This window comes from Streptomyces hypolithicus, from assembly GCF_052934925.1.
The window spans coordinates 5,430,288-5,452,826 of record NZ_CM128811.1 but is presented as its reverse complement, the minus strand read 5'-3'; the positions used below and the strand labels follow the sequence as shown (position 1 = coordinate 5,452,826).

Here is a 22,539-nt window from a genome sequence, read left to right as displayed (position 1 = left end):
AGGCGGCCGGGACGTGCGCGGGCCAGTGAACCCCCGCTCCACGGGCCGTCGTTGATGGCCGCCCGGGGCCGGCCGGATCGCGGCCGGCCCCGGGCGGCCCGTCTCAGTCCTCCGGCAGCTCGACCGGAGCGATCTCGTCGTAGACGTCGCCGGGCCCGGGGTTGGTCGCGTCGCTCGCCCCGCCGAAGTGGTGCATGACACCCCACACCGCGTTCAGCGCGGTCTGCACGGCGCCCTCCGCCCAGCCGGCCGTCCACGAGATGTCGTCGCCGGCGAGGAAGATGCCGCGCTTGTCCTCGGGGAGACGGTCCTGCATGAAGTGCGTGAACAGGCGGCGCTGGTAGCGGTAGTGGCCGGGCAGGTTCGCCTTGAAGGCACCCATGAAGTACGGCTCGTTCTCCCACGACACCGTGACCGGGTTGCCGATGATGTGGCTTCGGATGTCGACCTTCGGGTAGATCTCGCCGAGGGACTTCAGCATGACCTCCATCCGCTCGTTGGCGGACAGCGGCAGCCACTTGAGGCTGTCGTCGCACCAGGTGTACGAGAGGCAGATGGTGGCCGGCTTGTCCGGACCGTCGTCCAGCAGGTAGGTGCCGCGGGTCATCCGGTCGGTCAGCGTCATTGACATGACGTCCCGGCCCGTCTGCTCGTCCTTGTCCAGCCAGAACGGCCTGTCGACCGGCACGAACAGCTTGGACGACTCCATGTAGTGGGTGCGCTCCATCGCCGTCCAGTGGTCGATGGGGAACAGCGAGTCGTCACACGCGATCTTGGAGAGCAGCAGCCAGGACTGGGCCGTGAAGATCGCCGCCTGGTACGTCCTGATGTCCCCGGAGGCGTCCGTGACGGTGATCCGGTTGCCCGCGGTACGGGTCATCCGCGTCACGGCCGGCTTCGGGTCCCCGTCGTGGAGCGACTTCAGCGACGTACCGAGCGGCCAGTGCACCAGCTTCTGCGGCTCGCGCTCCCAGAGCCGGACGGGCAGCTGCTGGCTGCCGCCGACGATGCCGCGGTGGTGGTCGTCCGCCTCGGTGTAGACGACGCGAAGGATCTCCAGGATGGAGTTCGGGAAGTCGGTGTCCCAGCCGCCCGTGCCGAAGCCGACCTGGCCGAAGATCTCCCGGTGCCGGAAGGACTTGAAGGCCTCGGACTCGCAGAGGAAGCCGTAGAAAGTCTGGTTGTCGAGCTTCTCGACGAGCTGCGACCAGATCTCGCGGATGCGCGGTACGTCGCGCTCGCGCATGGCCTCGTTCATGTCGGTGAAGTCGGCGCCGTCCTCCAGGCAGGCGGCCCAGGCGGCGGCGACGTCGCGGTAGACCTGCGGCAGGTCCTCGACGGTCTCGGCGTAGTGCGACTCGCCCTTGAGGTCGACGACGGTCGACGGGGTGACGGGCGCCAGCGGGTTGGGGAAAGCCGTGGTCTCAAGCCCGACCAGGTCGATGTAGTGCTGGAGCGCCGTGGAGGACGGGGGGAAGCGCATCGCGCCCATCTCGGCCGTCAGCGACTCGTCGCAGCCGTCGAAGCCGACGGTACGCAGTCGGCCGCCGATCTGGTCGGCCTCGTAGACGACGGGCCTCAGGCCCATCTTCATCAGCTCGTACGCGGCGACGATGCCGGACAGGCCGCCGCCGATGACGGCGACCTCGGTGCCGTGCTCGGTCGCCGGTATCTGGCCGAGGCCGGCGGGATGCGTCAGGAAATCGTCGTACGCGTAGGGGAAGTCCGGACCGAACATGGTGATCGGCGGCTGCGCGTCGGTGTGCTGGACAGCGGTGGGCACCGTGGACGTCATGGGGTACGGACTCCTTGCAAGCAGCGGTAAGAGAAGCGGGGCGGTGGACCTGGCGGCGTCAGGTCAGGGACGCGTACAGGCCGGGGCGCCGGTCGCGCAGGTACGGGTTGTTCTCACGCGAGGCCCGCAGGAACTCGGGGTCGGCGTCGGCGATCACCAGCTCCTCGCCGCGCCCGGCACGGGCACGGGCGCCCCCGTCGGGGCCGGCCAGGCAGCTCAGTCCGACGAACTCGAACTCGCCCTCGCGGCCGGTGCGGTTGACGTAGGCGACGTACATCTGGTTCTCGAAGGCCCGCACGGGGACGACCGATTCGGCCACGAACTGGAACGGGTGCATCTGGGCCGTGGGCACCAGCAGCAGGTCGGTGCCCGCGAGCGCGTGGGCGCGGACGTTCTCCGCGAACTCCACGTCGTAACAGATCATGAGGCCGATGCGCAGTCCGCCGAGCTCCGCCTGGACGACGGCCTGGTCGCCGGGGGTGAACCACTCCTGCTCGAAGCAGCCGAAGAGGTGGGTCTTGCGGTAGTTGGCGAGGCGGTCACCGTCCGGGCCGATCAGCTGCGCGGAGTTGTAGACGCTCCCCCGCTCTCGGCTTCGCTCGAGCGGGAGGTGCCCCCCTCCGTCGCGCTCCGGGTAGCCGTAGTGCACGGCGAGCCCGTGGCGTACGGCGATGTCGGCTACGGCGTCGGCGGCCTCGCCGTCGGCGGGCTCGGCCAGCCGGTGCACGTCGGCGCCGATCGCGTAGCCGGTCAGGAACAGCTCCGGGCACACCAGGAGCCCGGCCCCGGCCGCCGCCGCACGGCCCGCGGCCTCGTCGAGGACCTTGAGGTTCTCAGCCACGGAGCCGGGGCGGCCGGAGCTCTGGAGCAGGGCGGTACGCAGCGGCGGCATGGCAGACCTCGGGCAGGTGGGAGGGGACATACGGGAGTCGTTAAGACGGTACGTTCCGGGCTCCTGGCCGGACAAGACGCGACCGTTGCGGACTGACCGTCGATCCATTGCGCAATTCGGCGCGGTCACGGCGATTCATTGCGTGGCGGCCGGTGCGTCTGTGGTCGTACGGTCCGTACGCCCTCAAACCCCCGCGGCGACCGCTGGACACCGCCTTGCGGGAGCGGGGTCCGGGGCGGAGCCCGGTGCTACGCCGGGGAGCCCGACGAGAAGCGCCTGAGCAGCGGTGACAGAACCAGCACCGACTTCGTGCGCTCGACGAACGGCTCGCCCGCGATCCGCTCAAGTACGCGCTCGAAGTGCCTCATGTCGGAGGCGAAGATCTGGACGACGGCGTCCGCGTCGCCGGTGACGGTCGACGCGGACACCACCTCCGGGTAGCGCGACAGGCCACGACGGATGTCCTCGGGGGACGTGTTGTGGCGGCAGTACATCTCGATGAAGCCCTCCGTCTCCCAGCCGAGCGCCGCCGGGTCCACCCGTACGGTGAACCCGGTGATCGCTCCCTCGGCGCGGAGCCGGTCGACCCGGCGTTTGACGGCGGGGGCGGAGAGACCGACCTCGGAGCCGATGTCCGCGTAGGAGCGGCGGGCATCTTCTGCGAGGGCGTGGACGATGCGTTCGTCGAGATCGTTCAGTCGCACTGCGGGTGGATCACTTCTCTGCGGTGGCCAGACGGGAGCGGCGGAGGCCGTACAGGAAGTAGAACACGAGCCCAACGATCATCCAGCCACCGAAATACAGCCAGGTGAGGGGGGCCAGCTGGAACATGTTGCCGACGCAGGCGACGACGCCGAGGATCGGCGTCACCGGGAACAGCGCGACGCGGAAGCTGCGCGGCATGTCAGGCCGCTTGTAGCGCAGGATGATCACGGAGACGTTGACCAGCGCGAAGGCGAAGAGGGTGCCGATGCTGGTGGCATTGGCGAGTTCGCCAAGCGGGATGAAGGCCGCGAGGGTGCCGCAGAAGAGCGACACGATCATCACGTTGGCCCTCGGCGTTCCGGTGCGCGCGTCGACCTTGGCGAAGACCTTGGGCATCAGACCGTCGCGCGACATGGCGAACAGGATGCGGGTCTGGCCGTACAGCACGGCGAAGACGACGCTCGCGATGGAGACGACCGCACCGGCCGCCAGGACGACACCCCAGAAGCTGTGCCCCGAGACATCCGTCATGATCTTGGAGAGGGCGGCCTCGGTGCCCTCGAACTCCTGCCATGGCATGGCGCCGACGGCGACCAGGGCGACGAGGCAGTAGAGCACGGTGACGATGAGCAGCGAAAGCATGATCGCCCGCGGCAGGTCCCGCTTCGGGTTCTTGGCTTCCTCGCCTGCCGTGGAGGCGGCGTCGAAGCCGATGTACGAGAAGAACAAGGTGGCGGAAGCGGCCATGACGCCGGTGACGCCGAGCGGGGCGAGCGGGGCGTAATTGCCGGCCTTGATGCCCATGAAACCGATCACGCAGAAGAGCACCAGCGTGACGATCTTGACGATGACCATGATCGCGTTGAGCCGGGCGCTCTCCCTGGCGCCGCGCAGCAGAAAGACCATGGCGAGCAGCACGACGACGAGCGCGGGCAGGTTGATGAAGCCGCCCTCGCCGAGGGGGGCGGACACGGCTTCGGGGATGGTGAGGCCGATCGTGCCTTCGAGCAGCTCGTTGAGGTACTGCCCCCAGCCGACCGCGACAGCCGAGACGGACACGCCGTATTCGAGGACCAAGCACCAGCCGCAGAGCCAGGCGACGATCTCGCCCATGGTGGCGTACGAGTACGAGTACGAGGACCCGGAGACCGGAACAGTGCCGGCCAGCTCCGCGTAGGAGAGCGCCGAGAACAGCGCGGTGAGGCCGGCGAGCACGAACGCGATCGCGACGGCCGGACCGGCCTTCGGGGTGGCCTCGCCGAGGATGACGAAGATGCCGGTGCCGAGCGTCGCACCGATGCTGATCGTCGTCAGCTGCCACATGGTGAGCGAGCGGCGGAGGGTGCCACCCTCGCCCTGGCCGCCCTCGGCAACCATCTGTTCGACGGGCTTGCGCCGCATCAGCCGGCTGCCGAGATTCGGACTCTCGGATTCCGGTTGGGGGGAAACGGGTGGCGCTGCGTCCAACACTGGGGTGGCTCCTTATCGCTGCCAATCGGGATGGCGGCGACCGCGGCGGTCCACTCCTGGGCGTGACTGCATCGCCCGGAGCCTGGGAACCGCCGAGCAGGCGGTCCCCGCCACTCCACGTACAGCGTGAACCTTACGAGGTGCACATTCACGTACGTAATGCAGCAACCTTGCGCATGGGTGAACGATCATTGCGCACAATGGCGATGCGTGGCTTTTTGTTGCACCTCACCTTTCGATGTCCCGTTTGTCTCTTCAGTGCGTCCGTCCGCGGCGTCCGTCTAATGCGTCCGTCCAGGGCGCGCCCGCAGCGCAGACGCCCGGACGATTCGTTGATGTCACCCTGTCGTATGACCACAACGGACCGTGCGAACCGGACAGACCTGGCCGAGTGGCTGGACCCAGGCCCCTTCCTGCGGGGGGTCGCCTGGCGGGAAGGGCGCCGCGCCGTGCGCGCCGACCCCGCCGATCTGGACCGGCTGCCGTGGGACACGGTGGAGCGGGCCGCAGTGCCCGTCGGCGTACGGCTGGAATTCACAGCCCACGGAGCCACCGCCGTGGACATCCGCTACCGCGCGGCCCTGCCGGGCCCCGGTGAGGCCCTGCACGACGTGGCCCACACCTTCGCGCTGTGGCACGAGGGCGCCCTGGTGGCGGAGACCGTCGAGGCTCCGGCCGAGGAGACGGTCGTACGCATCCCGCTGCCCGCCCTGTCCGGGCGGTTCACGGTCCATCCCCCGGAGAGCCAGTACCCCGAGATCCTGGGCCTGCGCCCGGTCAAGGGCTCCATCGCCGCGGCCTCGGCCCAGCCCCGCTGGCTGGTCCACGGCGACTCCATCACCGAGGGCTGGTGGTCCACCCGGCCCGCCCACGCCTGGCCCTCCGTGGCCGGCCGCGCGCTGGGTCTGGACACCGTGAACCTCGGGCACGCCGGCGCCGGCCGGGGCGAACTCGCCGTCGCCCAGCAGCTCGCCGAGCTGCCCGCCGACCTACTGACCCTGGCGTTCGGCACCAACTGCTGGTCACGCACCCCGTTCTCGGCGCCGCTGCTGTACGAGACGATGCGCGCCTTCGTGGGCCTGCTGCGCCAGGGACATCCGGACACCCCGCTGCTGGTCCTCTCCCCCGTGCTGCGCCCCGAGGCTGAGCACACCGCCAATCCCCTCGGCGCCACCCTCGCATCGCTGCGCACCGCCGTCGAGGAGGCGGTCCTGGAGGTCGTCTCCGTGGGCGACGACCGGCTGGCCCTGCTGCCCGGACTGGACATCCTCGGCCCGGAGCACCTGGCGGACGGCCTGCACCCGAACGACGCGGGTCATGCGCTCATGGCGGACGCGGTGGCCGGAGCGCTGCGCACGGCACGCTTCGCCTCGTCGCTCTGACGAAAACAAGGCGGTCCGGAGTGTCATGGGATCGCAAAATGGGGGTAGGCGAGGCCTTGATGACTGAGGAGCCGCCCATGGTCGTCCTGGACTCGCCGCAGCAAAGCAGCGCAACCGCCAGGGACACCGTCGCCGAGTACCTGGCCCAGCACTGCCCCTGGGCCGACTTCGACGCGGTGCTGCTCGTCGTGAGCGAGCTGGTGGCCAACGCGGTGCGGCACACGTCCGGCTGGTGGCGCCTGAGGCTGCTCGTCGGTGCCGAGGAGCTGGTGGTCGAGATAGACGACTCCAGCGTGCAGCCCCCCGTGGCCCGCGAGCCGGACTTCGCCGGCGGCGGCGGGTTCGGCTGGCACATGGTGCTGAGGCTCGCCGGACGCGTCGAGATCCGGCCGCTGCCCGAGGGCAAGCGCGTACGGGCCACCTGGCCGCGCCCCCATGCCGAGGCGGACCACGCGGCCCAGGCACAGCCGGCCTGCTGAGCCGCAACGAAGCACGAAGCACACGAAGCCATGGCCGGAGATACGGCGACGGCCGGCCCCGCGGATACGGGAACCGGCCGTCGTGTGCGGCAGTGTGCGGTGCGTCAGATCCAGCTGGCGTGCAGCGGCTTGCCCTCGGCGTAGCCCGCGGCGCTCTGGACTCCGACGATCGCCTTCTCGGCGAACTCTTCGAGCGAGTTCGCACCGGCGTACGTGCACGAGGAGCGGACCCCCGCGATGATCGAGTCGATCAGGTCCTCGACACCGGGACGCGTGGGGTCGAGGAACATGCGCGAGGTGGAGATGCCCTCCTCGAACAGTGCCTTCCGGGCCCTGTCGTACGCCGACTCCTCGCTCGTACGGTTGCGGACGGCGCGCGCGGAAGCCATGCCGAAGGACTCCTTGTACGCGTGACCCTCGGCGGAGTGCTGCAGGTCGCCGGGCGACTCGTACGTCCCCGCGAACCAGGAGCCGACCATCACGTTGGACGCGCCCGCGGCGAGCGCCATCGCGACGTCGCGCGGGTGACGGACACCGCCGTCCGCCCAGACGTGCTTGCCGAACTTCTTCGCCTCGGCGGCGCACTCCATGACGGCGGAGAACTGCGGCCGGCCGACCCCCGTCATCATCCGGGTGGTGCACATGGCGCCGGGGCCCACACCGACCTTGATGATGTCCGCGCCGGCCTCAATGAGGTCGCGCACGCCCTCGGCGGCGACGATGTTGCCGGCGACGATCGGCACCTGCGGGTCGAGCGCGCGCACGGCCCTGACCGCGGCGATCATCGACTCCTGGTGGCCGTGCGCGGTGTCCACGACGAGCGTGTCCACCCCGGCGGCGAGCAGCTGCTTCGCCTTGCCGGCCACGTCGCCGTTGATGCCGACGGCAGCGGCGATGCGCAGCTTGCCGTCCGCATCGGTGGCCGGGGTGTAAAGGGTGGCGCGCAGGGCGCCCTTGCGGGTCAGGACACCGGCGAGACGGCCGTCCTTGTCGACGGCGGGCGCGTACTTGCGGTTGGCGCCGTCGAGCCGGTTGAAGGCCTCGCCGGGATCGATGTCCGCGTCGATGAGAACCAGGTCCCTGGACATGACCTCGGACAGCTGCGTGAAGCGGTCCACGCCGGTCAGGTCGTGGTCGGTGACGACGCCGACCGGCCGGCCCTCGGCGTCCACGACGACGCCCGCGCCGTGCGCCCGCTTGGGCAGCAGCGACAGCGCGTCGGCGACGGTCTGGGAGGGGGCCAGGACGATCGGGGTGTCGAGGACCAGGTGCCGCGTCTTCACCCAGGACACGACCTCGGTGACGACGTCGATCGGAATGTCCTGCGGAATGACGACGAGCCCACCGCGGCGGGCCACGGTCTCCGCCATCCGGCGCCCCGCGATCGCGGTCATGTTGGCGACGACCAGCGGGATGGTGGTGCCGGTGCCGTCGGGCGCCGCGAGATCCACGCCCTGACGGGAACCGACGGCCGAGCGGCTCGGCACCATGAATACGTCGTCGTACGTGAGGTCGTACGGCGGCTTCAGATCGTTGAGGAAACGCACGTGCTGAACATCCCAGTCGTTCGGAGTTGGCCCCCGGGCATTTCAGCCGGGGAAAAACGCACGTACTTCAGTGTCCCATGACGGTGCGGATGCACGCCCCAGGCCAATCATCCAGGTCACACGGGGTGTCGCCGTGGGATCCTCCAAGGGCGTGACGGCGCCGGGCTCAGTCGTCGGGGTCCGCCCGGTCCAGCGCCGGCCGCGGCGCCGATCCGGTCTCGCTCAGCAGGTAGTCCGCCGCCGCGGTGTCCGTGACCAGGCTCGTGACCAGGCCCGAGCGCAGTACGGCGTCGATGGCGGCGGCCTTGCGCAGTCCGCCCGCGATAGCCACCACCTCGGGGATACGCCGCAGCCGGTCGGCCTCGACGGTGATGCACCGCTCGCCCAGATCACGGCCGACCCGGCGGCCCTGCGCGTCGAAGAGGTGCGCGGACATCTCGGCCGCGACGCCCAGCGACGCGTAGTGCGCGCGCTCGTCGTCGGAGAGCATGTCGTGGACGGTGGAGATGCCGGGCTCCCAGGAGCCGATGGAGACAGCGGCGACGGTCACCTTGTCGAAATAGTCGAACGCCCGGGCGATGCCGGTCTGGTTGCGCAGCGCCGCCGCGGTCGCCGGGTCGGGCAGCAGCATGGGTGCGTAGATCGGGTGCGCCTCGCCGCCGGAGACCTGGGCGGCCCGGCGTACGGCCTCGACCGAGCCGCGCTCGGCGGTCCCGGCGTCGTACACGCCCGTCAACTGGACGACGGTGCAGGGCGGCAGCTGGTGCAGGGCGGCCGCCATGTGGATCGTGGACCGGCCCCAGGCCAGGCCCAGCACGTCCCCTTCGGTCACCAGCTCACCGAGCAGGTCGGCCGCGACCTCGCCAAGGTTCTCCGGATCGGTGGGCGCGCTCCCGGCGAATCCCGGGGACCCGGGGACCAGGTCGTCAGCGGTGTCCGCCGGGGACTCGACGACGACCGCGTGCCGCAGGCCGTAGCGGGCGCGCAGGGCGTCGGAGCGCTCCGCGTCCAGTTCGGCGGGCACGCGGATCTCGATGCGCACGAGGTCGCGCTCCAGCGCCGTCTCCAGGACCCTGGCCACCTTGAAGCGGCTGACGCCGAACTCCTCGGCGATCTGGATCTTGGACTTCCCCTCCAGGTAGAAACGGCGGGCCATGGCCGCCGCCTGGACCAGCTCGGCGGGTCCCATCCGCAGGGCTGACCGACCCGCCGACATTGCAGACACCGCGTTCTCCTCACTGCTGTTCACACTCTGGGCTCGCTGTTCATCCTGTCAGATCCGCGAACCCTTGATCAGCCCCGAAGGGCGGCGTTCACCGAGCCGTGGCTCAGTGGCCGCATGCCCAGGCCGCGGCGGCCGTCGTCTCGGCCGCTTGGTTGCGCAGCATGCGCACGGCGGCTGCCGGGTCGTCCGTCCCGTACACGGCCGAACCCGCGACGAAGACATCGGCGCCCGCCTCCGCGCAGCGCTCGATCGTCGACGCCGATACGCCGCCGTCGACCTGCAGCCACAGCTCCAGGCCGTGCTTGGAGATCAGCTCGCGGGTCCGGCGGATCTTCGGCAGCATGATGTCGAGGAACGCCTGGCCGCCGAAGCCCGGCTCCACCGTCATGATCAGCAGCATGTCCAGCTCGGGGAGCAGGTCCTCGTACGGCTCGATGGGCGTGGCCGGCTTCAGGGCCATCGAGGCCCGGGCCCCCTTGGCGCGGATCTCGCGGGCCGTGCGTACGGGCGCGGCGGCGGCCTCGGCGTGGAAGGTGACCGATCCGGCGCCCGCCTCGACGTACTGCGGGGCCCAGCGGTCCGCGTCCTCGATCATCAGATGGCAGTCCAGCGGGATGTCCGTCGCCCTGCTGAGGGACTCCACGATCGGCACGCCCAGGGTCAGGTTGGGCACGAAGTGGTTGTCCATGACGTCGACATGGAGCCAGTCTGCGCCTTCGACCGCCCTCGCTTCCTCCGCCAGGCGGGAGAAGTCGGCGGAGAGAATACTGGGATTGATCTGAACAGCCATGGGCCAAGCCTGCCACGTTTCCGGGGCGCTTCCCCTCCCCGGCAGTCGCTCGGTATGGACCACGAGCGCCCGGGATCCGCACAGTCCGCGCAATCCCGGCGAGTCGGCCCACCGCACAGGACCAGTGGGAGCCTCATGCCGGACGCACAGGACCTTCGCCAGTCCCCGCGCAGGGGCGTGGCCCACCTGGTCTGCGGGCATCGCAGCAAGTGGGTCGTACTGGTGCTGTGGCTGGTGGTGATCGTGCTGGCGTTCCCCCTCGCCGCGAAACTCACCGACGCGCAGGACAACGACGCGGCGTCGTGGCTGCCCGGCAATGCGGAGTCCACCCAAGTTCTCCAGGAAGCGGAGGAGTTCCGCCCCGAGGTGATCCCCGCGGTCGTCATCTACGCCCGCGAGAGCGGCCTCACCCCGGCCGACCGCGAGCGGATCGCCGAGGACGTGGCCGCGTTCAAGGAACTGCGGGACCACGGTCTGCGCGGCGACGAGACCCGCGGACCGGTGCTGGACCGGCCCTCCGATCCGCGGGCCGCCCAGGTGTTCGTACCCATCACGATGGACGAGAAGGGCTGGGAGCGGATCGCGCCGGCCGTCGACTCCATCCGCGCGGAGACCGCCGCCGCGTCGCCGGACGGCCTCGACGTGCATGTCACCGGGCCCGGCGGCACCGCGGCGGACTTCTCGGAGGCTTTCGAGGGCATCGACTCCACGCTGCTGCTCTCGGCGCTCGGCGTGGTGATCGTGATGCTGCTGATCACCTACCGCAGCCCGACCCTGCTGGTGGTGCCGGTGCTCGCGGTGATCGGCGCGCTGGGCGCCGCGCAGGCGCTGATCTATCTGCTGGCGGAGCACGCCGATCTGACGGTCAACGGGCAGAGCGCGGGCATCCTGACCGTGCTCGTGTTCGGCGCGGGGACGGACTACGCCCTGCTGCTGGTGGCCCGCTACCGCGAGGAGTTGCGCCGTCACGACGACCGGCACGAGGCGATGGCCCTGGCCCTGCACCGCGCGGGCCCCGCGGTGCTGGCCAGTGGCGCCACCGTGGTGCTCGGCATGCTGGTGCTGGTCTTCGCTGAGATGAACTCCACCAGCGGGCTCGGGCCGGTCGCCGCCATCGGCGTCGCCGTCGCCCTGCTCGCGATGGTGACTCTGTTCCCGGCCCTGCTGGTGATCTTCGGACGGTGGATCTTCTGGCCGGTGATTCCGCGCGTCGGCTCGCCGGAACCCACGGTGCGCGGCTTCTGGGCCCGTACCGGCAACCGCATCGCCCGCCGGCCGAGGGCGGTCTGGGCCGCCACCGCCCTGGTCCTCGCCGCTTTCGCACTGGGCCTGACCCAGCTGCGGGCCGAAGGGCTCAGCAACGCGGACGCGTTCACCGACAAGCCGGATTCGATCGTCGGGCAGGAGATCCAGGCCCGGTACTTCCCGGCGGGCAGCGGCGATCCGCTCGTGATCGTCGCCAACCAGGAGCAGACCGGGCAGGTCCGCGAGGCGGTGGCGGCAACGAGCGGAGTCGTGCCCGGTTCCATCGCCGTGCCGCCGGGTACCAAGCCGGTCCACGAGGGCCGGACGCTGACCGAAGCGACGATGACGGACCCCGCGGACAGCTCCGCCGCCAAGGACACGGTGGAGCGGGTACGGGACGCGGTGCACGAGGTGCCTGGCGCCGAAGCCCAGGTGGGCGGAGGCTCGGCGGCGCTGCTCGACGCGGACTCCGCCACCACCCACGACAACATTCTGATCATCCCGCTGGTGCTCGCCGTGGTGCTGCTGGTGCTCATGGTGCTGCTGCGCTCGCTCATCGCGCCGCTGCTGCTGATCGGCACCGTCGTGCTGTCGTTCGCCGCCGCACTGGGGCTGAGCGCGCTCGCGTTCCGGTACATCTTCGACTACGCGGGCGAGGCGACGGACTTCCCGCTGTTCGTCTTCGTGTTCCTGGTGGCGCTGGGCATCGACTACAACATCTTCCTGACCACCCGCATCCGCGAGGAAGCCCGCCACCAGGGCACCCGTGCCGGCGTGGTGACCGGGCTGGCGGCGACCGGCGCGGTCATCACCTCGGCGGGTCTGGTCCTGGCGGGCACCTTCGCCGCGCTCGGCACGCTGCCGATGGTGGCCTTCGCGGAGATCGGCTTCGCGGTGGCGCTGGGCGTGCTGCTCGACACCCTCGTCGTACGGTCCGTGCTGGTGACGTCGCTGTTCCTGGACATCGGCCCGAAGGTGTGGTGGCCGCACAAGCTGGCGCGCGAGGAGGGGCTGCCGGGGCTGCGCGGCCCCCACGGGCCCGACTCGCGCCCGGACGGCCCACACGGCGAAACCCCGGCGGCCGGGGGCCCGTAGCGGCGGCTACGCGGTGCGCCGCAGCAGCGCCAGGTACATGGCGTCCGTCCCGTGCATGTGCGGCCACAGCTGCACATCCGGCCCCTCGCCGAGCGCAGGTACGCCGGGCATCAGCGGCCTCGCGTCGATCCACTCGACCTCGACGGGCGGGTGCCCGCCGCGCCCCTTGAGTACGTCGTCGACGACGATCCGGGTCTCGGCGAGGTGCGGCGAGCACGTCGCGTACCCCACGACACCGCCCACCCGCACCGCGTTCAGCGCCTCGCGCAGCAGCCCGCGCTGGAGCGGAGCGAAGCTCTCCAGGTCCTCCGCCCGGCGGCGCCAGCGGGCCTCGGGGCGGCGGCGCAGCGCGCCGAGACCCGAGCACGGCACATCGACCAGGACCCGGTCGAAGGTACCGGGAAGCCACGGGGGGCGGGTGCCGTCGGCGGCGACGACCTGGTACGGGCCGGGGTTGCCGGCGAGTGTCCGCTCCACCAGGCGGGCCCGGTGCGGCTGCTTCTCGGAGGCCAGCAGCGCCGCCCCGCGCTGTGCGGCCAGCGCCGCCAGCATGGCCGCCTTGCCGCCGGGCCCGGCGCAGCCGTCGAGCCAGCGCTCGTCACGCCCGTCGACAGGCGCGTTCGCCAGGGCGACGGCGACCAGCTGGCTCCCCTCGTCCTGGACCCCGGCCCGGCCCTCGTGCACCGCCGCGATGGCTCCCGGCTCGCCGCCCTCGGCCAGCCGCACGGCGTACGGCGACCAGCGGCCCGGCAGGGCCGAGTCCTCGCCCAGGACGTCGAGGAGCTCATCGGCGGTGGAGCGTCCGGGGCGGGCGACCAGCGTCACCTCGGGCCGCTCGTTGTCGGCTTCCAGCAGGTTCTCGATGGCGGCCCGGCCGCCGCCCAGCGCGTCCCAGAGCGCGGAGACGATCCAGCGGGGGTGCGAGTGGACGACGGACAGATGCTCCTCGGCGTCGTCGTCGTAGGGCGGTGCGACCTGCTCCACCCAGGCGTCGAGGTCCTTCGCGGAGACCTTCCGCAGCACGGCGTTGACGAACTTCGCCCGCCCCTCGCCCAGCACCACCCGCGCCAGCTCCACGCTCGCGGACACGGCGGCGTGGGTCGGGATGCGGGTGCCGAGCAGCTGGTGCGTACCGAGCGCGAGCACGTCCAGCACCGGCGGGTCCACCTCGCGCAGCGGCCGGTCGATGCAGGCCGCGATGACCGCGTCGTACGTGCCCTGGCGGCGCAGCGTCCCGTACACCAGCTCGGTGGCGAGCGCGGCGTCGCGCTCGTCGAAGTCGCCCTTGGCGCGCGCCTTCTTGAGCAGCGGCGGCAGAACGAGATTCGCGTAGGCGTCGCGCTCGTCGACGGCGCGCAGGGCCTCGAAGGCCAGGAAGCGCACCGGGTCCTTCTGGGGACGCCGGTGCGGCTTGGCGGGACGCTTGGCGGGACGGCTACGAGGCTGGTCGTTCACGAAAAAGGTGCTCCGCTGAAGAACTGAAGACGGGGGGGCCGGGGGGACGAACTCTCTCAGCGTACGTCCGCCGCGCCGAGGTGCTCCCCCGGGGCGATCCGCGCGCCGCGCGCCCAGTCGGCTGCGAGCATCGGCTTCTTGCCCTGCGGCTGGACCCAGAGCAGCTCGACGGCGTGCGATCCGGTGCCGGCGAACACGTTCTTCTTGGCGGCGGACAGCTCGCCGGGAGCCAGATCGGTGTGGTCCGGCAGCGGCTTGACGGAGACCAGCTTGAGGCGCTCGCCGCGGAACAGCGTCCATGCCCCGGGCGCGGGTGTGCAGCCGCGCACGACCCGGTCGACGCGCAGCGCGGGCGCCGCCCAGTCGATCTCGGCGTCCTCGACGGTGATCTTGGGTGCGAGGGAAATGCCCTCGGCGGGCTGCGGAACGGCGTGCAGGGTGCCGTCCTCGATGCCGTCCATGGTGGCGGCCAGGAGCCCCGAACCGGCGAAGGCGAGCCGAGTGAGCAGGTCGCCGCTGGTGTCGGTGGGACGTACCTGCTCGGTCAGTACGCCGTACACGGGCCCGGAATCGAGGCCCTCCTCGATCAGGAACGTGGCAGCGCCGGTGACCTCGTCGCCCGCGAGGACGGCGTGCTGGACGGGGGCGGCGCCGCGCCAGGCGGGGAGCAGCGAGAAGTGCAGGTTGACCCAGCCGCGCGCCGGGATGTCGAGGGCGACCCTGGGCAGCAGCGCGCCGTAGGCGACGACGGGGCAGCAGTCAGGGGCGATCTCACGCAGCCGCGCCAGGAACTGCTCGTCACGGGGCTTGACCGGCTTGAGCACTTCGATCCCGGCCTCCTGGGCACGCTGGGCGACCGGGCTGGCCACCAGCCTGCGACCGCGCCCCGCGGGGGCGTCGGGCCGGGTGACGACGGCGGCGACTTCGTGCCGTTCGGAGGCGATCAGGGCGTCCAGGGCGGGTACGGCGACCTCGGGGGTGCCTGCGAAGACGAGCTTCATCGGTGGCGCGAGCCTCTCGGGCAGGAAGGGCGGAAAAGGTGCGGCGACAAGCGGCGCACCAGTCTATGGGCGTGGGCTCCAGGGGGCGTACACCCATCTGCGCGCCCCGCGCATGTGCGGTTACGCCCCCAGGAGCGTGACCCCGGCGGCGGGTGACGCGTTGGTCAAGAGAGATTGACCGACAACTCCCCGCACAAGTGACCCCGCCGCATCCCACCACTTCTACTTCTTTCCCTTCTTCCGCATCTCCCCTTCTTTCACTTCTTCCACTTCTTCCACGCCGGCTCGAGAGGCTTGTTCATGGCCGACCACGCAACCCACGACGCCCAAGCACGGGCCAGTCTGCATCTGTTGGTACGGGACATCGAGCGGGTCCGGCGGCAGGTGGACGCACTGCGCACCCTCACCGCCCAGCTCGGCAACGTCTACCGTCCCCGTCGCTCCGGGCCCTCCACCGGCTTCGTCGTCTACGGCAGGGCCCCGGCCCCCACCGTGCGCCTCGCGCAGGAACTGCGGGACAGCGTCGAGACGCTGGTGACCGCCGCAGTGGACTTCGACCGTTCGCTCGGCTTCTCCTGGGACGCCGTCGGATCGGCGCTCGGCGTCACCAAGCAGGCGGTGCACCGCCGTTACGGAGCGCGGCGGCCCACGTCTGCGCCCGGTGCGCCGGCGGACGGCGAGCTCGCGGCCGAGACAGCGGCGACCGCCACGCGGACCCTGCCGGCCGTACCGGCGGCCCGCTCGATGCCGCCGCAGCCGCCGGCCACCGCCGGCCACGCCCTGCGCGACGAGCTCCGCCCAAGCGCCCTCCCCGGCCCCCGCAACGGCTGACCCCGGGTGGCCATGCGGTCACCTCAATCGCCGGACGGGCTGAACCATGCCGCTACCCCATGCGGCAACGCGGCAACCCCCGTCCGGCGAGCACTCAATTAAGCCCCCTCACCCGATATCCGGCGGATCGATCCGCAGGCGCACCGCATCGCCACCGCCCCGTGCCAGCCGCGCCGCCTGCGCCTCCTTCAACGCCGCCGCGAGCCCCGCCCCGCTCCCCGGCGGCACCCGCACCAGCGCCCGCTCCCACACCTCCCCGACCGGCGGATCGCCGGTCCGCCGCGGGCGGCCCGGCTCCGAAACCGACAGCGGCACGGGCCCCAGCACCTCGGCCTCCCCCGGCAGTTCCGCAGCCGCGAGGAACGACGACACCGCCTCGGGCCGACCACTCACCGACGCCATCCGCGACACGGGCGGAAAACCCAGCTCGGCCCGCTCCGCCAGCTCGCGCTGCGCGTGCCCGACGGGATCCCAGCGCACCAGCGCCTGCACGGGACGCAGGACCGGCTCGGCCACCACGACCACCGTGCCGCCTTCGCTCTGCCCCCTGACCAGCGCGGCCGCGTTCGTCCACCGTCGCAGCGCCTCCTCCCCCGCCCGCAGATCCGGCCGCCCCAGCATCGCCCACCCGTCCAGCAACAGCGCGGCCGCGTACCCGCCTTCGGCGACCGGCTCCGCCCCCGGCGTACTGACGACGAGGGCGGGCACCCCCGGCACCGTGTCCAGCACATGGTCGCGCCCGGACGTACGCACCGGCACCGCCGGAAACGCCCGCCCAAGCTCCTCCGCCGTGCGCCTGGCCCCCACCACCCGGGCCCGCAGCCGGGCGCTCCCGCACTCCACGCACCGCCATCCCGCCGCGTCCCGGCCGCACCACCCGCAGTGCAGTTCCCGCTGGTCGGCGGCTTCGAGCGGCCCTGAGCAGTGCCCGCACCTGGCGGCCGTACGGCACCGTTCGCAGGCCAGGCCCGGTACGTACCCGCGGCGGGGCACCTGCACCAGCACCGGCCCGGACTTGAGCCCGTCCCGCACGGTCTGCCAGGCCAGGCTGGGCAGCCGGGCGGCCCGCGCCGCCCCGTCCCGCGCCAGCTCGGCGTCGCCGACGGTACGGATCAGCGGAGACGCGGCCCGCACCCGCTCACGCCCGGCCCGCAGCGGGGCAGCCCACCCGCTCTCGACGAGCTGCGCCGCCTCCACCGTGCAACTGATGGCCCCCAGCAAGAACCCGCACGCGCTGCGCTGGGCCCGCAGCTCCAGAACTTCGCGAACATGCGGAAACGGCACGTTGTCGTCGCTGTGGCTCGCATCCCCGTCGTCCCACACCAGCACCAGCCCCAGGTCGGCGACGGGCGCGAACATCGCGGCCCGCGTCCCCACCACGGCCCGGACCGACCCCCGACGGGCGGCCAGCCACTGCCGGTAGCGCTTCTGCGGTCCGGCGTCAGCCGTCAGCAGCGTGTGATGGCCCGTGCCCACCAGTGCGGTGAGTGCGGCGTCCACCCGGGCCGCACTGCGCCCGTCCGGCAGTACGACCAGCGCGCCCCGTCCGGAGGCCATCGTGGCCGCGACCGCCCGTGCCACCTCGTCCGGCCAGTGCGGCCCGGGCAGCGCGTTCCACACCGCCCGAGGCGCTCCGCCCGCCGCCAGCTCCCGCAGGAAAGCGGGACCCCGCACGTACCGGTCCCACGTCCCGGCATCGGGCGCCGCCGGTACGGGCAGGGGCTCCGGCGACGGCTTCGCCTCGGCTGGCCCGTTCCTCGGCGGAATGGCCAGCTGCAGGACGTCGGCGAGGCTCCCGGCGTACCGGTCGGCGATCGCCCGCGACAGGGCCAGCAGCTCGGGGCTGAGCACCGGCTCCGGGGAGACCACGTAGGCCAGCGCGGCGAGCGGCCCCGCGTAGTCCGACTCGGCCCGGCGTTCGATCAGGTACCCGTCGATCATCCCGCCGCCCTCGCGACGCCCCTCCCGCACCTTGTGCGCCCCGGCCCCGAACCTCACCCGTACCCGCACTCCGGGCTGCGCGACGGCGTCCAGCTCCTCGGTCACGGCGTAGTCGAAGTACTGGTCGAGGTGGAGCGCCCCCTTGTTGACCATCACCCGGGCGACGGGCAGCTCCTTCGCCAACGGCGCCCCGCGCCAGGTCCGCGGCTTCGCCTTGGGAACCTTCGCCCTGCGCATGCTCTCCCGGATGAGCGCAAGCTGCTCCGGCGCCCCGCCCCCGGGCTCTTGGGCCTGCTCGTCGTTCCCGCTCACAGCCAAATTCCTACCAGACCCCACTGACAGCCGACACTGCCCGCCGGGCCCGGCCCGCACGCCGAGGCCCGGCGCCCCACCGGAGTGGGACGCCGGGCCTCGGCAGACGAAAGGTGCGGTGTCTACAGCCCCGCCGACGCACGCAGCGCTTCGACGCGGTCCGTACGCTCCCAGGTGAAGTCGGGGAGCTCGCGGCCGAAGTGGCCGTACGCCGCCGTCTGGGCGTAGATCGGGCGGAGCAGGTCGAGGTCGCGGATGATCGCGGCCGGGCGGAGGTCGAAGACCTCGCCGATGGCGTTCTCGATCTTCTCGACGTCGACCTTGGCGGTGCCGAAGGTCTCGACGAAGAGACCGACCGGCTCGGCCTTGCCGATCGCGTACGCCACCTGGACCTCGCAGCGCGCGGCGAGCCCCGCGGCCACGACGTTCTTGGCGACCCAGCGCATCGCGTACGCCGCCGAGCGGTCCACCTTGGACGGGTCCTTGCCGGAGAAGGCGCCGCCGCCGTGGCGGGCCATGCCGCCGTACGTGTCGATGATGATCTTGCGGCCGGTGAGACCGGCATCGCCCATCGGGCCGCCGATCTCGAAGCGCCCGGTCGGGTTGACCAGCAGACGGTAGCCCTCGGTGTCCAGCTTGATGCCGTCGTCGAGGAGGCCCTTGAGGACGTGCTCGACGACGAACTCGCGGATGTCGGGAGCGAGCAGCGAGTCCAGGTCGATGTCCGAGGCGTGCTGGGAGGAGACGACGACCGTGTCGAGACGGACGGCCTTGTCGCCGTCGTACTCGATGGTGACCTGCGTCTTGCCGTCGGGGCGCAGGTACGGGATCGTCCCGTTCTTGCGGACCTCGGACAGCCGGCGCGAGAGCCGGTGCGCGACGTGGATCGGCAGCGGCATCAGCTCGGGCGTCTCGTCGCAGGCGTAACCGAACATCAGGCCCTGGTCGCCCGCGCCCTGCTTGTCGAGCTCGTCGTCATCGCCCTCGACCCGCGTCTCGTACGCGGTGTCGACTCCCTGCGCGATGTCGGGAGACTGCGCGCCGATGGACACCGACACGCCGCAGGAGGCGCCGTCGAAGCCCTTCTTCGAGGAGTCGTACCCGATGTCGAGGATCTTGTTGCGTACGAGGGTCGGGATGTCGGCGTAGGCCTTGGTCGTCACCTCGCCGGCGACGTGCACCAGGCCGGTGGTGATCAAGGTCTCCACGGCGACCCGGGACGCCGGGTCTTCCCGCAGAAGCGCGTCGAGGATCGTGTCGCTGATCTGGTCAGCGATCTTGTCTGGGTGGCCCTCGGTCACGGACTCCGAGGTGAACAGGCGGCGGGACACATCGCTCCCTGGGGTTGCAGCGGCTGCTGGCTGAGCATTGATGGAAGGAGCCGGGAGCTGCGCCCGACGCCCTTCCGTGACCAGTTTATCGGTCGCATCCCTCCGGCGGACCAGGTGTCTCGCTTCTTGGGAGGGCTGTGACCAGCGGCACTGCATTGTCCCGCAAGGCCTGCGCCCCACCAGAGGCCCGTACGCCGGGATTACGCCGATTCGGGCCCGCCACCCGGGCGGGGGCCCGGCATCAACTCAGTCGTCGCGTCACCAGGTCCCAGAGCGTGTCGGCGAGCGCCTCCTTGGGTCCGTACGGCACTGGGGTCTCAGCTCCTTCGGCGTCCAGCACCACCGCTTCGTTTTCCTCGGAACCGAAGGTCTTGCGCTCCCCCACCTCATTGACGACCAGCAGGTCGCAGCCCTTGCGGCGAAGTTTGTCGCGGCCGTTGTCGAGGACGTTGTCGGTCTCGGCGGCGAAGCCGACGACCACCTGACCCGGCCTGGCGCGCTCCGCCGACACCTCGGCGAGGATGTCGGGGTTACGGACCAGCTCGACGGCGGCCGGCTCCTGGCCGTCCTTCTTCTTGATCTTCCCCTCGGCGTACACCGCCGGGCGGAAGTCGGCCACCGCTGCCGCCATCACCACCACGTCGGCGTCGGCCGCGGCCTTCAGCACCGCCTCGCGCAGCTGCACCGCGGTCCCGATGCGTACGATGTCGGCCCCCGCGGGGTCGGGCAGTCCGGTGCCGGCCTCGATGAGTGTGACCCTGGCGCCGCGGGCCACGGCGGTGCGGGCCAGGGCGTATCCCTGCTTGCCAGAGGAACGGTTCCCCAGGTAGCGGACCGGGTCGAGTGGTTCGCGGGTACCGCCCGCGCTGATCACCACGTGCCGGCCCGCCAGGTCGGGCGCCGCCGCCCCGCGCGCGAGGACGCGGCGGCAGACCTCGAAGATCTCGTCCGGGTCCGGCAGCCGCCCCTTGCCGGTGTCAGCGCCGGTCAGCCGCCCCACAGCGGGCTCGATGACCACCGCGCCCCGGCGGCGCAGGGTGGCGACGTTCTCCTGGGTCGCGGGGTGCTCCCACATCTCGGTGTGCATGGCGGGGGCGAACACCACCGGACACCGGGCGGTGAGGAGGGTGTTGGTGAGGAGGTCGTCGGCGAGGCCGTGGGCCGCCTTGGCGAGCATGTCGGCGGTCGCCGGGGCCACCACGACCAGCTCGGCGGACTGCCCGATCCGCACGTGCGGGACTTCGTGCACCGCGTCCCAGACCTCGGCGGACACCGGGTTTCCGGACAGCGCCGACCAGGTGGCGGCGCCGATGAAGTGCAGGGACGCCTCCGTCGGCACGACCCGGACGTCATGGCCGGATTCGGTCAGCCGTCGCAGCAGTTCGCACGCCTTGTACGCGGCGATGCCCCCGCTGACGCCCAGCACGACCTTCGGCTTGTCCACTGCGTCTCCCCGCGTGATGGAAGGTTTCGATGACGGAATACGTCCCTATGACACACCACAGGCCCGGCAGTCGCGCTGCCGGGCCTGTGCTGAAGAGATTCCTGCGCCTGCTGATTACTGCGCCGGGCCCTCAATGGCCTCGGAGGTCAGCAGACCCGCGTTGATCTCGCGCAGGGCGATCGAGAGCGGCTTCTCGTGGACATGGGTGTCCACCAGAGGACCGACGTACTCGAGCAGACCCTCACCGAGCTGCGAGTAGTACGCGTTGATCTGACGCGCGCGCTTGGCCGCGTAGATCACGAGGCTGTACTTCGAGTCAGTAGCCTCGAGCAGCTCGTCGATCGGCGGGTTGATGATGCCCTCGGGCGTGGAAATGGAAGAGGACACGCTCTACCTTCCGAAAAAGTGGACAGAGATCAAGCAACTTCCATCAAGGCTAGCAGCTCACGGGCTACATCCTCGACGGAGGTGTTGACAAGGGTCGTATCGAACTCGGCCTCGGCCGCCAGTTCGATCTTCGCCGCTTCGAGGCGGCGCTCGATGACCTCCGGCGCCTCGGTGCCGCGGCCGGTGAGCCGGCGGACCAGCTCGCCCCAGCTCGGCGGCGCCAGGAAGACCAGCAGGGCGTCGGCCATCGAGCCCTTGACCTGCCGGGCACCCTGCAAGTCGATCTCCAGGAGCACCGGCTCGCCGGCCTCCAGCCGGTCGAGCACCGCCTGCCGGGGGGTGCCGTAACGGTTGCCCGCGAACTCGGCCCACTCCAGCAGCTCGCCGTTGGCGACCAGCTTGTCGAATTCCTCGTCGTCCACAAAGAAGTACTGGACGCCGTGGCGCTCGCCGGGGCGCGGCTTGCGGGTCGTCGCCGACACCGACAGCCAGACCTCGGGGTGGACCTTGCGCATGTGAGCGACGACCGTGCTCTTACCGACCCCGGAGGGGCCGGAGAGCACGGTCAACCGCGGACGTACTTGTGGTGCAGCCATGCGGCGATTATTCCAGCTTTCCGGGGGTGCCCCGGACGTCAGGCGGCGCTGCCGCCGAACTCACGCTCCAATGACGCGATCTGGTTGGAGCCGAGCCCGCGCACACGTCGGCTTTCGGAGATCCCGAGCCGCTCCATGATCTGCTTGGCACGGACCTTGCCCACGCCGGGGAGCGATTCGAGGAGGGCGGAGACCTTCATCTTGCCGATGACGTCGTTCTCCTGTCCCTGCTTGATGACCTCGTGAAGGGAGGCGCCGGAGTGCTTGAGTCGATTCTTGACCTCGGCCCGCTCCCGGCGAGCCGCGGCGGCCTTTTCGAGCGCGGCTGCGCGCTGTTCAGGGGTAAGGGGCGGAAGAGCCACGCCTACGTCACCTCGGATGTCGAACTGTCGGATACGGACCGGTAAGGAAGCTGGACGCCCCTCACCAAGGCGAGCAACGAACAGCGGAGCTGCACGTTCACTCTCGTCGGAGACTAGCGGCCAGGACCGCTCCAGTCAGCGAGAAGCGGCGAAAAGTCCTGGTCAGCCTCTGTCGACCAAGGCATATCAGACATAACGCCCCGGTTTTGTGTCGAGTTCAGGTCAAGTCTCCGCCCACGCGGCTCGCGCACCCG

The 22,539-nt window shown here is 71.2% G+C and carries 19 protein-coding genes; 4 read left to right on the top strand and 15 right to left on the bottom strand.

Going from position 1 to position 22,539, the window contains the following annotated elements; all coding sequences use genetic code 11:
* Positions 1-103 precede the first annotated feature (103 nt).
* The 4 genes from ACU6WZ_RS25680 to ACU6WZ_RS25665 form a co-directional block, all read right to left on the bottom strand.
* A complete protein-coding gene (locus tag ACU6WZ_RS25680; protein ID WP_447030561.1) occupies positions 104-1,795 on the bottom strand; it encodes a flavin monoamine oxidase family protein in 1,692 nt (563 codons plus the stop codon).
* A gap of 58 nt (positions 1,796-1,853) precedes the next feature.
* Entirely contained in the window at positions 1,854-2,687 is an 834-nt protein-coding gene (locus ACU6WZ_RS25675) for a carbon-nitrogen hydrolase family protein (protein ID WP_447034250.1), read from the bottom strand.
* 248 nt (positions 2,688-2,935) lie between these two features.
* The gene (locus ACU6WZ_RS25670; RefSeq protein WP_069929730.1) at positions 2,936-3,391 is read right to left on the bottom strand and encodes an Lrp/AsnC family transcriptional regulator; all 456 of its coding nucleotides are present in this window, start codon (positions 3,389-3,391) and stop codon (positions 2,936-2,938) included.
* A 10-nt stretch (positions 3,392-3,401) separates the two neighbouring features.
* Positions 3,402-4,793: an amino acid permease gene (locus ACU6WZ_RS25665; protein ID WP_447034248.1), complete on the bottom strand. Its 1,392-nt coding sequence runs from the start codon at positions 4,791-4,793 to the stop codon at positions 3,402-3,404.
* Positions 4,794-5,212: 419 nt separating this feature from the next.
* Here ACU6WZ_RS25665 and ACU6WZ_RS25660 point away from each other — a divergent pair, with 419 nt between their 5' ends.
* Together ACU6WZ_RS25660 and ACU6WZ_RS25655 are read left to right on the top strand one after the other, a co-directional pair.
* Positions 5,213-6,244, top strand: a complete 1,032-nt coding sequence (locus ACU6WZ_RS25660; protein WP_447030560.1) for a GDSL-type esterase/lipase family protein — start codon at positions 5,213-5,215, stop codon at positions 6,242-6,244.
* Between the two features lie 59 nt (positions 6,245-6,303).
* Entirely contained in the window at positions 6,304-6,723 is a 420-nt protein-coding gene (locus ACU6WZ_RS25655) for an ATP-binding protein (RefSeq protein ID WP_447030559.1), read from the top strand.
* Between the two features lie 104 nt (positions 6,724-6,827).
* On the opposite strand, the gene ACU6WZ_RS25650 is transcribed toward ACU6WZ_RS25655, so the two are convergent.
* The 3 genes from ACU6WZ_RS25650 to rpe all read right to left on the bottom strand — a co-directional run bounded on the left by ACU6WZ_RS25650 (position 6,828) and on the right by rpe (position 10,285).
* Entirely contained in the window at positions 6,828-8,270 is a 1,443-nt protein-coding gene (locus tag ACU6WZ_RS25650) for a GuaB1 family IMP dehydrogenase-related protein (protein ID WP_447030558.1), read from the bottom strand.
* Positions 8,271-8,436: 166 nt separating this feature from the next.
* Positions 8,437-9,519, bottom strand: coding sequence for a sugar-binding transcriptional regulator (locus ACU6WZ_RS25645; RefSeq protein WP_447030557.1), 1,083 nt, complete (start codon positions 9,517-9,519; stop codon positions 8,437-8,439).
* Between the two features lie 79 nt (positions 9,520-9,598).
* Positions 9,599-10,285 (bottom strand): ribulose-phosphate 3-epimerase, encoded by a 687-nt coding sequence (gene rpe / locus ACU6WZ_RS25640; protein WP_447030556.1) that lies wholly within the window; start codon positions 10,283-10,285, stop codon positions 9,599-9,601.
* A gap of 135 nt (positions 10,286-10,420) precedes the next feature.
* Here rpe and ACU6WZ_RS25635 point away from each other — a divergent pair, with 135 nt between their 5' ends.
* On the top strand, positions 10,421-12,625 hold the full coding sequence (locus tag ACU6WZ_RS25635) for an MMPL family transporter (RefSeq protein WP_447030555.1): 2,205 nt from the start codon (positions 10,421-10,423) through the stop codon (positions 12,623-12,625).
* 6 nt (positions 12,626-12,631) lie between these two features.
* On the opposite strand, the gene ACU6WZ_RS25630 is transcribed toward ACU6WZ_RS25635, so the two are convergent.
* Together ACU6WZ_RS25630 and fmt are read right to left on the bottom strand one after the other, a co-directional pair.
* Complete coding sequence (locus ACU6WZ_RS25630; protein ID WP_447030554.1) at positions 12,632-14,080, bottom strand: RsmB/NOP family class I SAM-dependent RNA methyltransferase; 1,449 nt, start codon at positions 14,078-14,080, stop codon at positions 12,632-12,634.
* Positions 14,081-14,136: 56 nt separating this feature from the next.
* Positions 14,137-15,081, bottom strand: a complete 945-nt coding sequence (gene fmt, locus ACU6WZ_RS25625) for a methionyl-tRNA formyltransferase (RefSeq protein ID WP_447030553.1) — start codon at positions 15,079-15,081, stop codon at positions 14,137-14,139.
* A 300-nt stretch (positions 15,082-15,381) separates the two neighbouring features.
* On the opposite strand from fmt, the gene ACU6WZ_RS25620 reads away from it, so the two are divergent.
* Positions 15,382-15,912: a hypothetical protein gene (locus ACU6WZ_RS25620; protein WP_447030552.1), complete on the top strand. Its 531-nt coding sequence runs from the start codon at positions 15,382-15,384 to the stop codon at positions 15,910-15,912.
* A gap of 108 nt (positions 15,913-16,020) precedes the next feature.
* Here ACU6WZ_RS25620 and ACU6WZ_RS25615 read toward each other — a convergent pair whose 3' ends face one another.
* The 6 genes from ACU6WZ_RS25615 to ACU6WZ_RS25590 form a co-directional block, all read right to left on the bottom strand.
* Positions 16,021-18,090, bottom strand: coding sequence for a primosomal protein N' (locus ACU6WZ_RS25615; RefSeq protein ID WP_447034247.1), 2,070 nt, complete (start codon positions 18,088-18,090; stop codon positions 16,021-16,023).
* Positions 18,091-18,287: 197 nt separating this feature from the next.
* A complete protein-coding gene (gene metK / locus ACU6WZ_RS25610; protein WP_447030551.1) occupies positions 18,288-19,496 on the bottom strand; it encodes a methionine adenosyltransferase in 1,209 nt (402 codons plus the stop codon).
* A gap of 241 nt (positions 19,497-19,737) precedes the next feature.
* Positions 19,738-20,940, bottom strand: a complete 1,203-nt coding sequence (coaBC, locus tag ACU6WZ_RS25605; protein ID WP_447030550.1) for a bifunctional phosphopantothenoylcysteine decarboxylase/phosphopantothenate--cysteine ligase CoaBC — start codon at positions 20,938-20,940, stop codon at positions 19,738-19,740.
* A 114-nt stretch (positions 20,941-21,054) separates the two neighbouring features.
* The gene (rpoZ, locus tag ACU6WZ_RS25600; RefSeq protein ID WP_028814064.1) at positions 21,055-21,327 is read right to left on the bottom strand and encodes a DNA-directed RNA polymerase subunit omega; all 273 of its coding nucleotides are present in this window, start codon (positions 21,325-21,327) and stop codon (positions 21,055-21,057) included.
* A gap of 29 nt (positions 21,328-21,356) precedes the next feature.
* Complete coding sequence (gmk, locus tag ACU6WZ_RS25595; RefSeq protein ID WP_447030549.1) at positions 21,357-21,923, bottom strand: guanylate kinase; 567 nt, start codon at positions 21,921-21,923, stop codon at positions 21,357-21,359.
* 38 nt (positions 21,924-21,961) lie between these two features.
* A complete protein-coding gene (locus tag ACU6WZ_RS25590; RefSeq protein WP_014157387.1) occupies positions 21,962-22,285 on the bottom strand; it encodes an integration host factor in 324 nt (107 codons plus the stop codon).
* Positions 22,286-22,539: the final 254 nt, after the last annotated feature.

Bases quoted from the DNA above. Each gene is read 5' to 3' on its own strand.
- ACU6WZ_RS25660 (WP_447030560.1), top strand. From the start codon at position 5,213: ATGACCACAACGGACCGTGCGAACCGGACAGACCTGGCCGAGTGGCTG.
- rpe (WP_447030556.1), bottom strand. From the start codon at position 10,285: ATGGCTGTTCAGATCAATCCCAGTATTCTCTCCGCCGACTTCTCCCGC.
- ACU6WZ_RS25655 (WP_447030559.1), top strand. From the start codon at position 6,304: ATGACTGAGGAGCCGCCCATGGTCGTCCTGGACTCGCCGCAGCAAAGC.
- ACU6WZ_RS25615 (WP_447034247.1), bottom strand. From the start codon at position 18,090: ATGCGCAGGGCGAAGGTTCCCAAGGCGAAGCCGCGGACCTGGCGCGGG.
- gmk (WP_447030549.1), bottom strand. From the start codon at position 21,923: ATGGCTGCACCACAAGTACGTCCGCGGTTGACCGTGCTCTCCGGCCCC.
- ACU6WZ_RS25635 (WP_447030555.1), top strand. From the start codon at position 10,421: ATGCCGGACGCACAGGACCTTCGCCAGTCCCCGCGCAGGGGCGTGGCC.
- ACU6WZ_RS25620 (WP_447030552.1), top strand. From the start codon at position 15,382: ATGGCCGACCACGCAACCCACGACGCCCAAGCACGGGCCAGTCTGCAT.
- fmt (WP_447030553.1), bottom strand. From the start codon at position 15,081: ATGAAGCTCGTCTTCGCAGGCACCCCCGAGGTCGCCGTACCCGCCCTG.
- ACU6WZ_RS25665 (WP_447034248.1), bottom strand. From the start codon at position 4,793: ATGCGGCGCAAGCCCGTCGAACAGATGGTTGCCGAGGGCGGCCAGGGC.
- ACU6WZ_RS25675 (WP_447034250.1), bottom strand. From the start codon at position 2,687: ATGCCGCCGCTGCGTACCGCCCTGCTCCAGAGCTCCGGCCGCCCCGGC.
- ACU6WZ_RS25680 (WP_447030561.1), bottom strand. From the start codon at position 1,795: ATGACGTCCACGGTGCCCACCGCTGTCCAGCACACCGACGCGCAGCCG.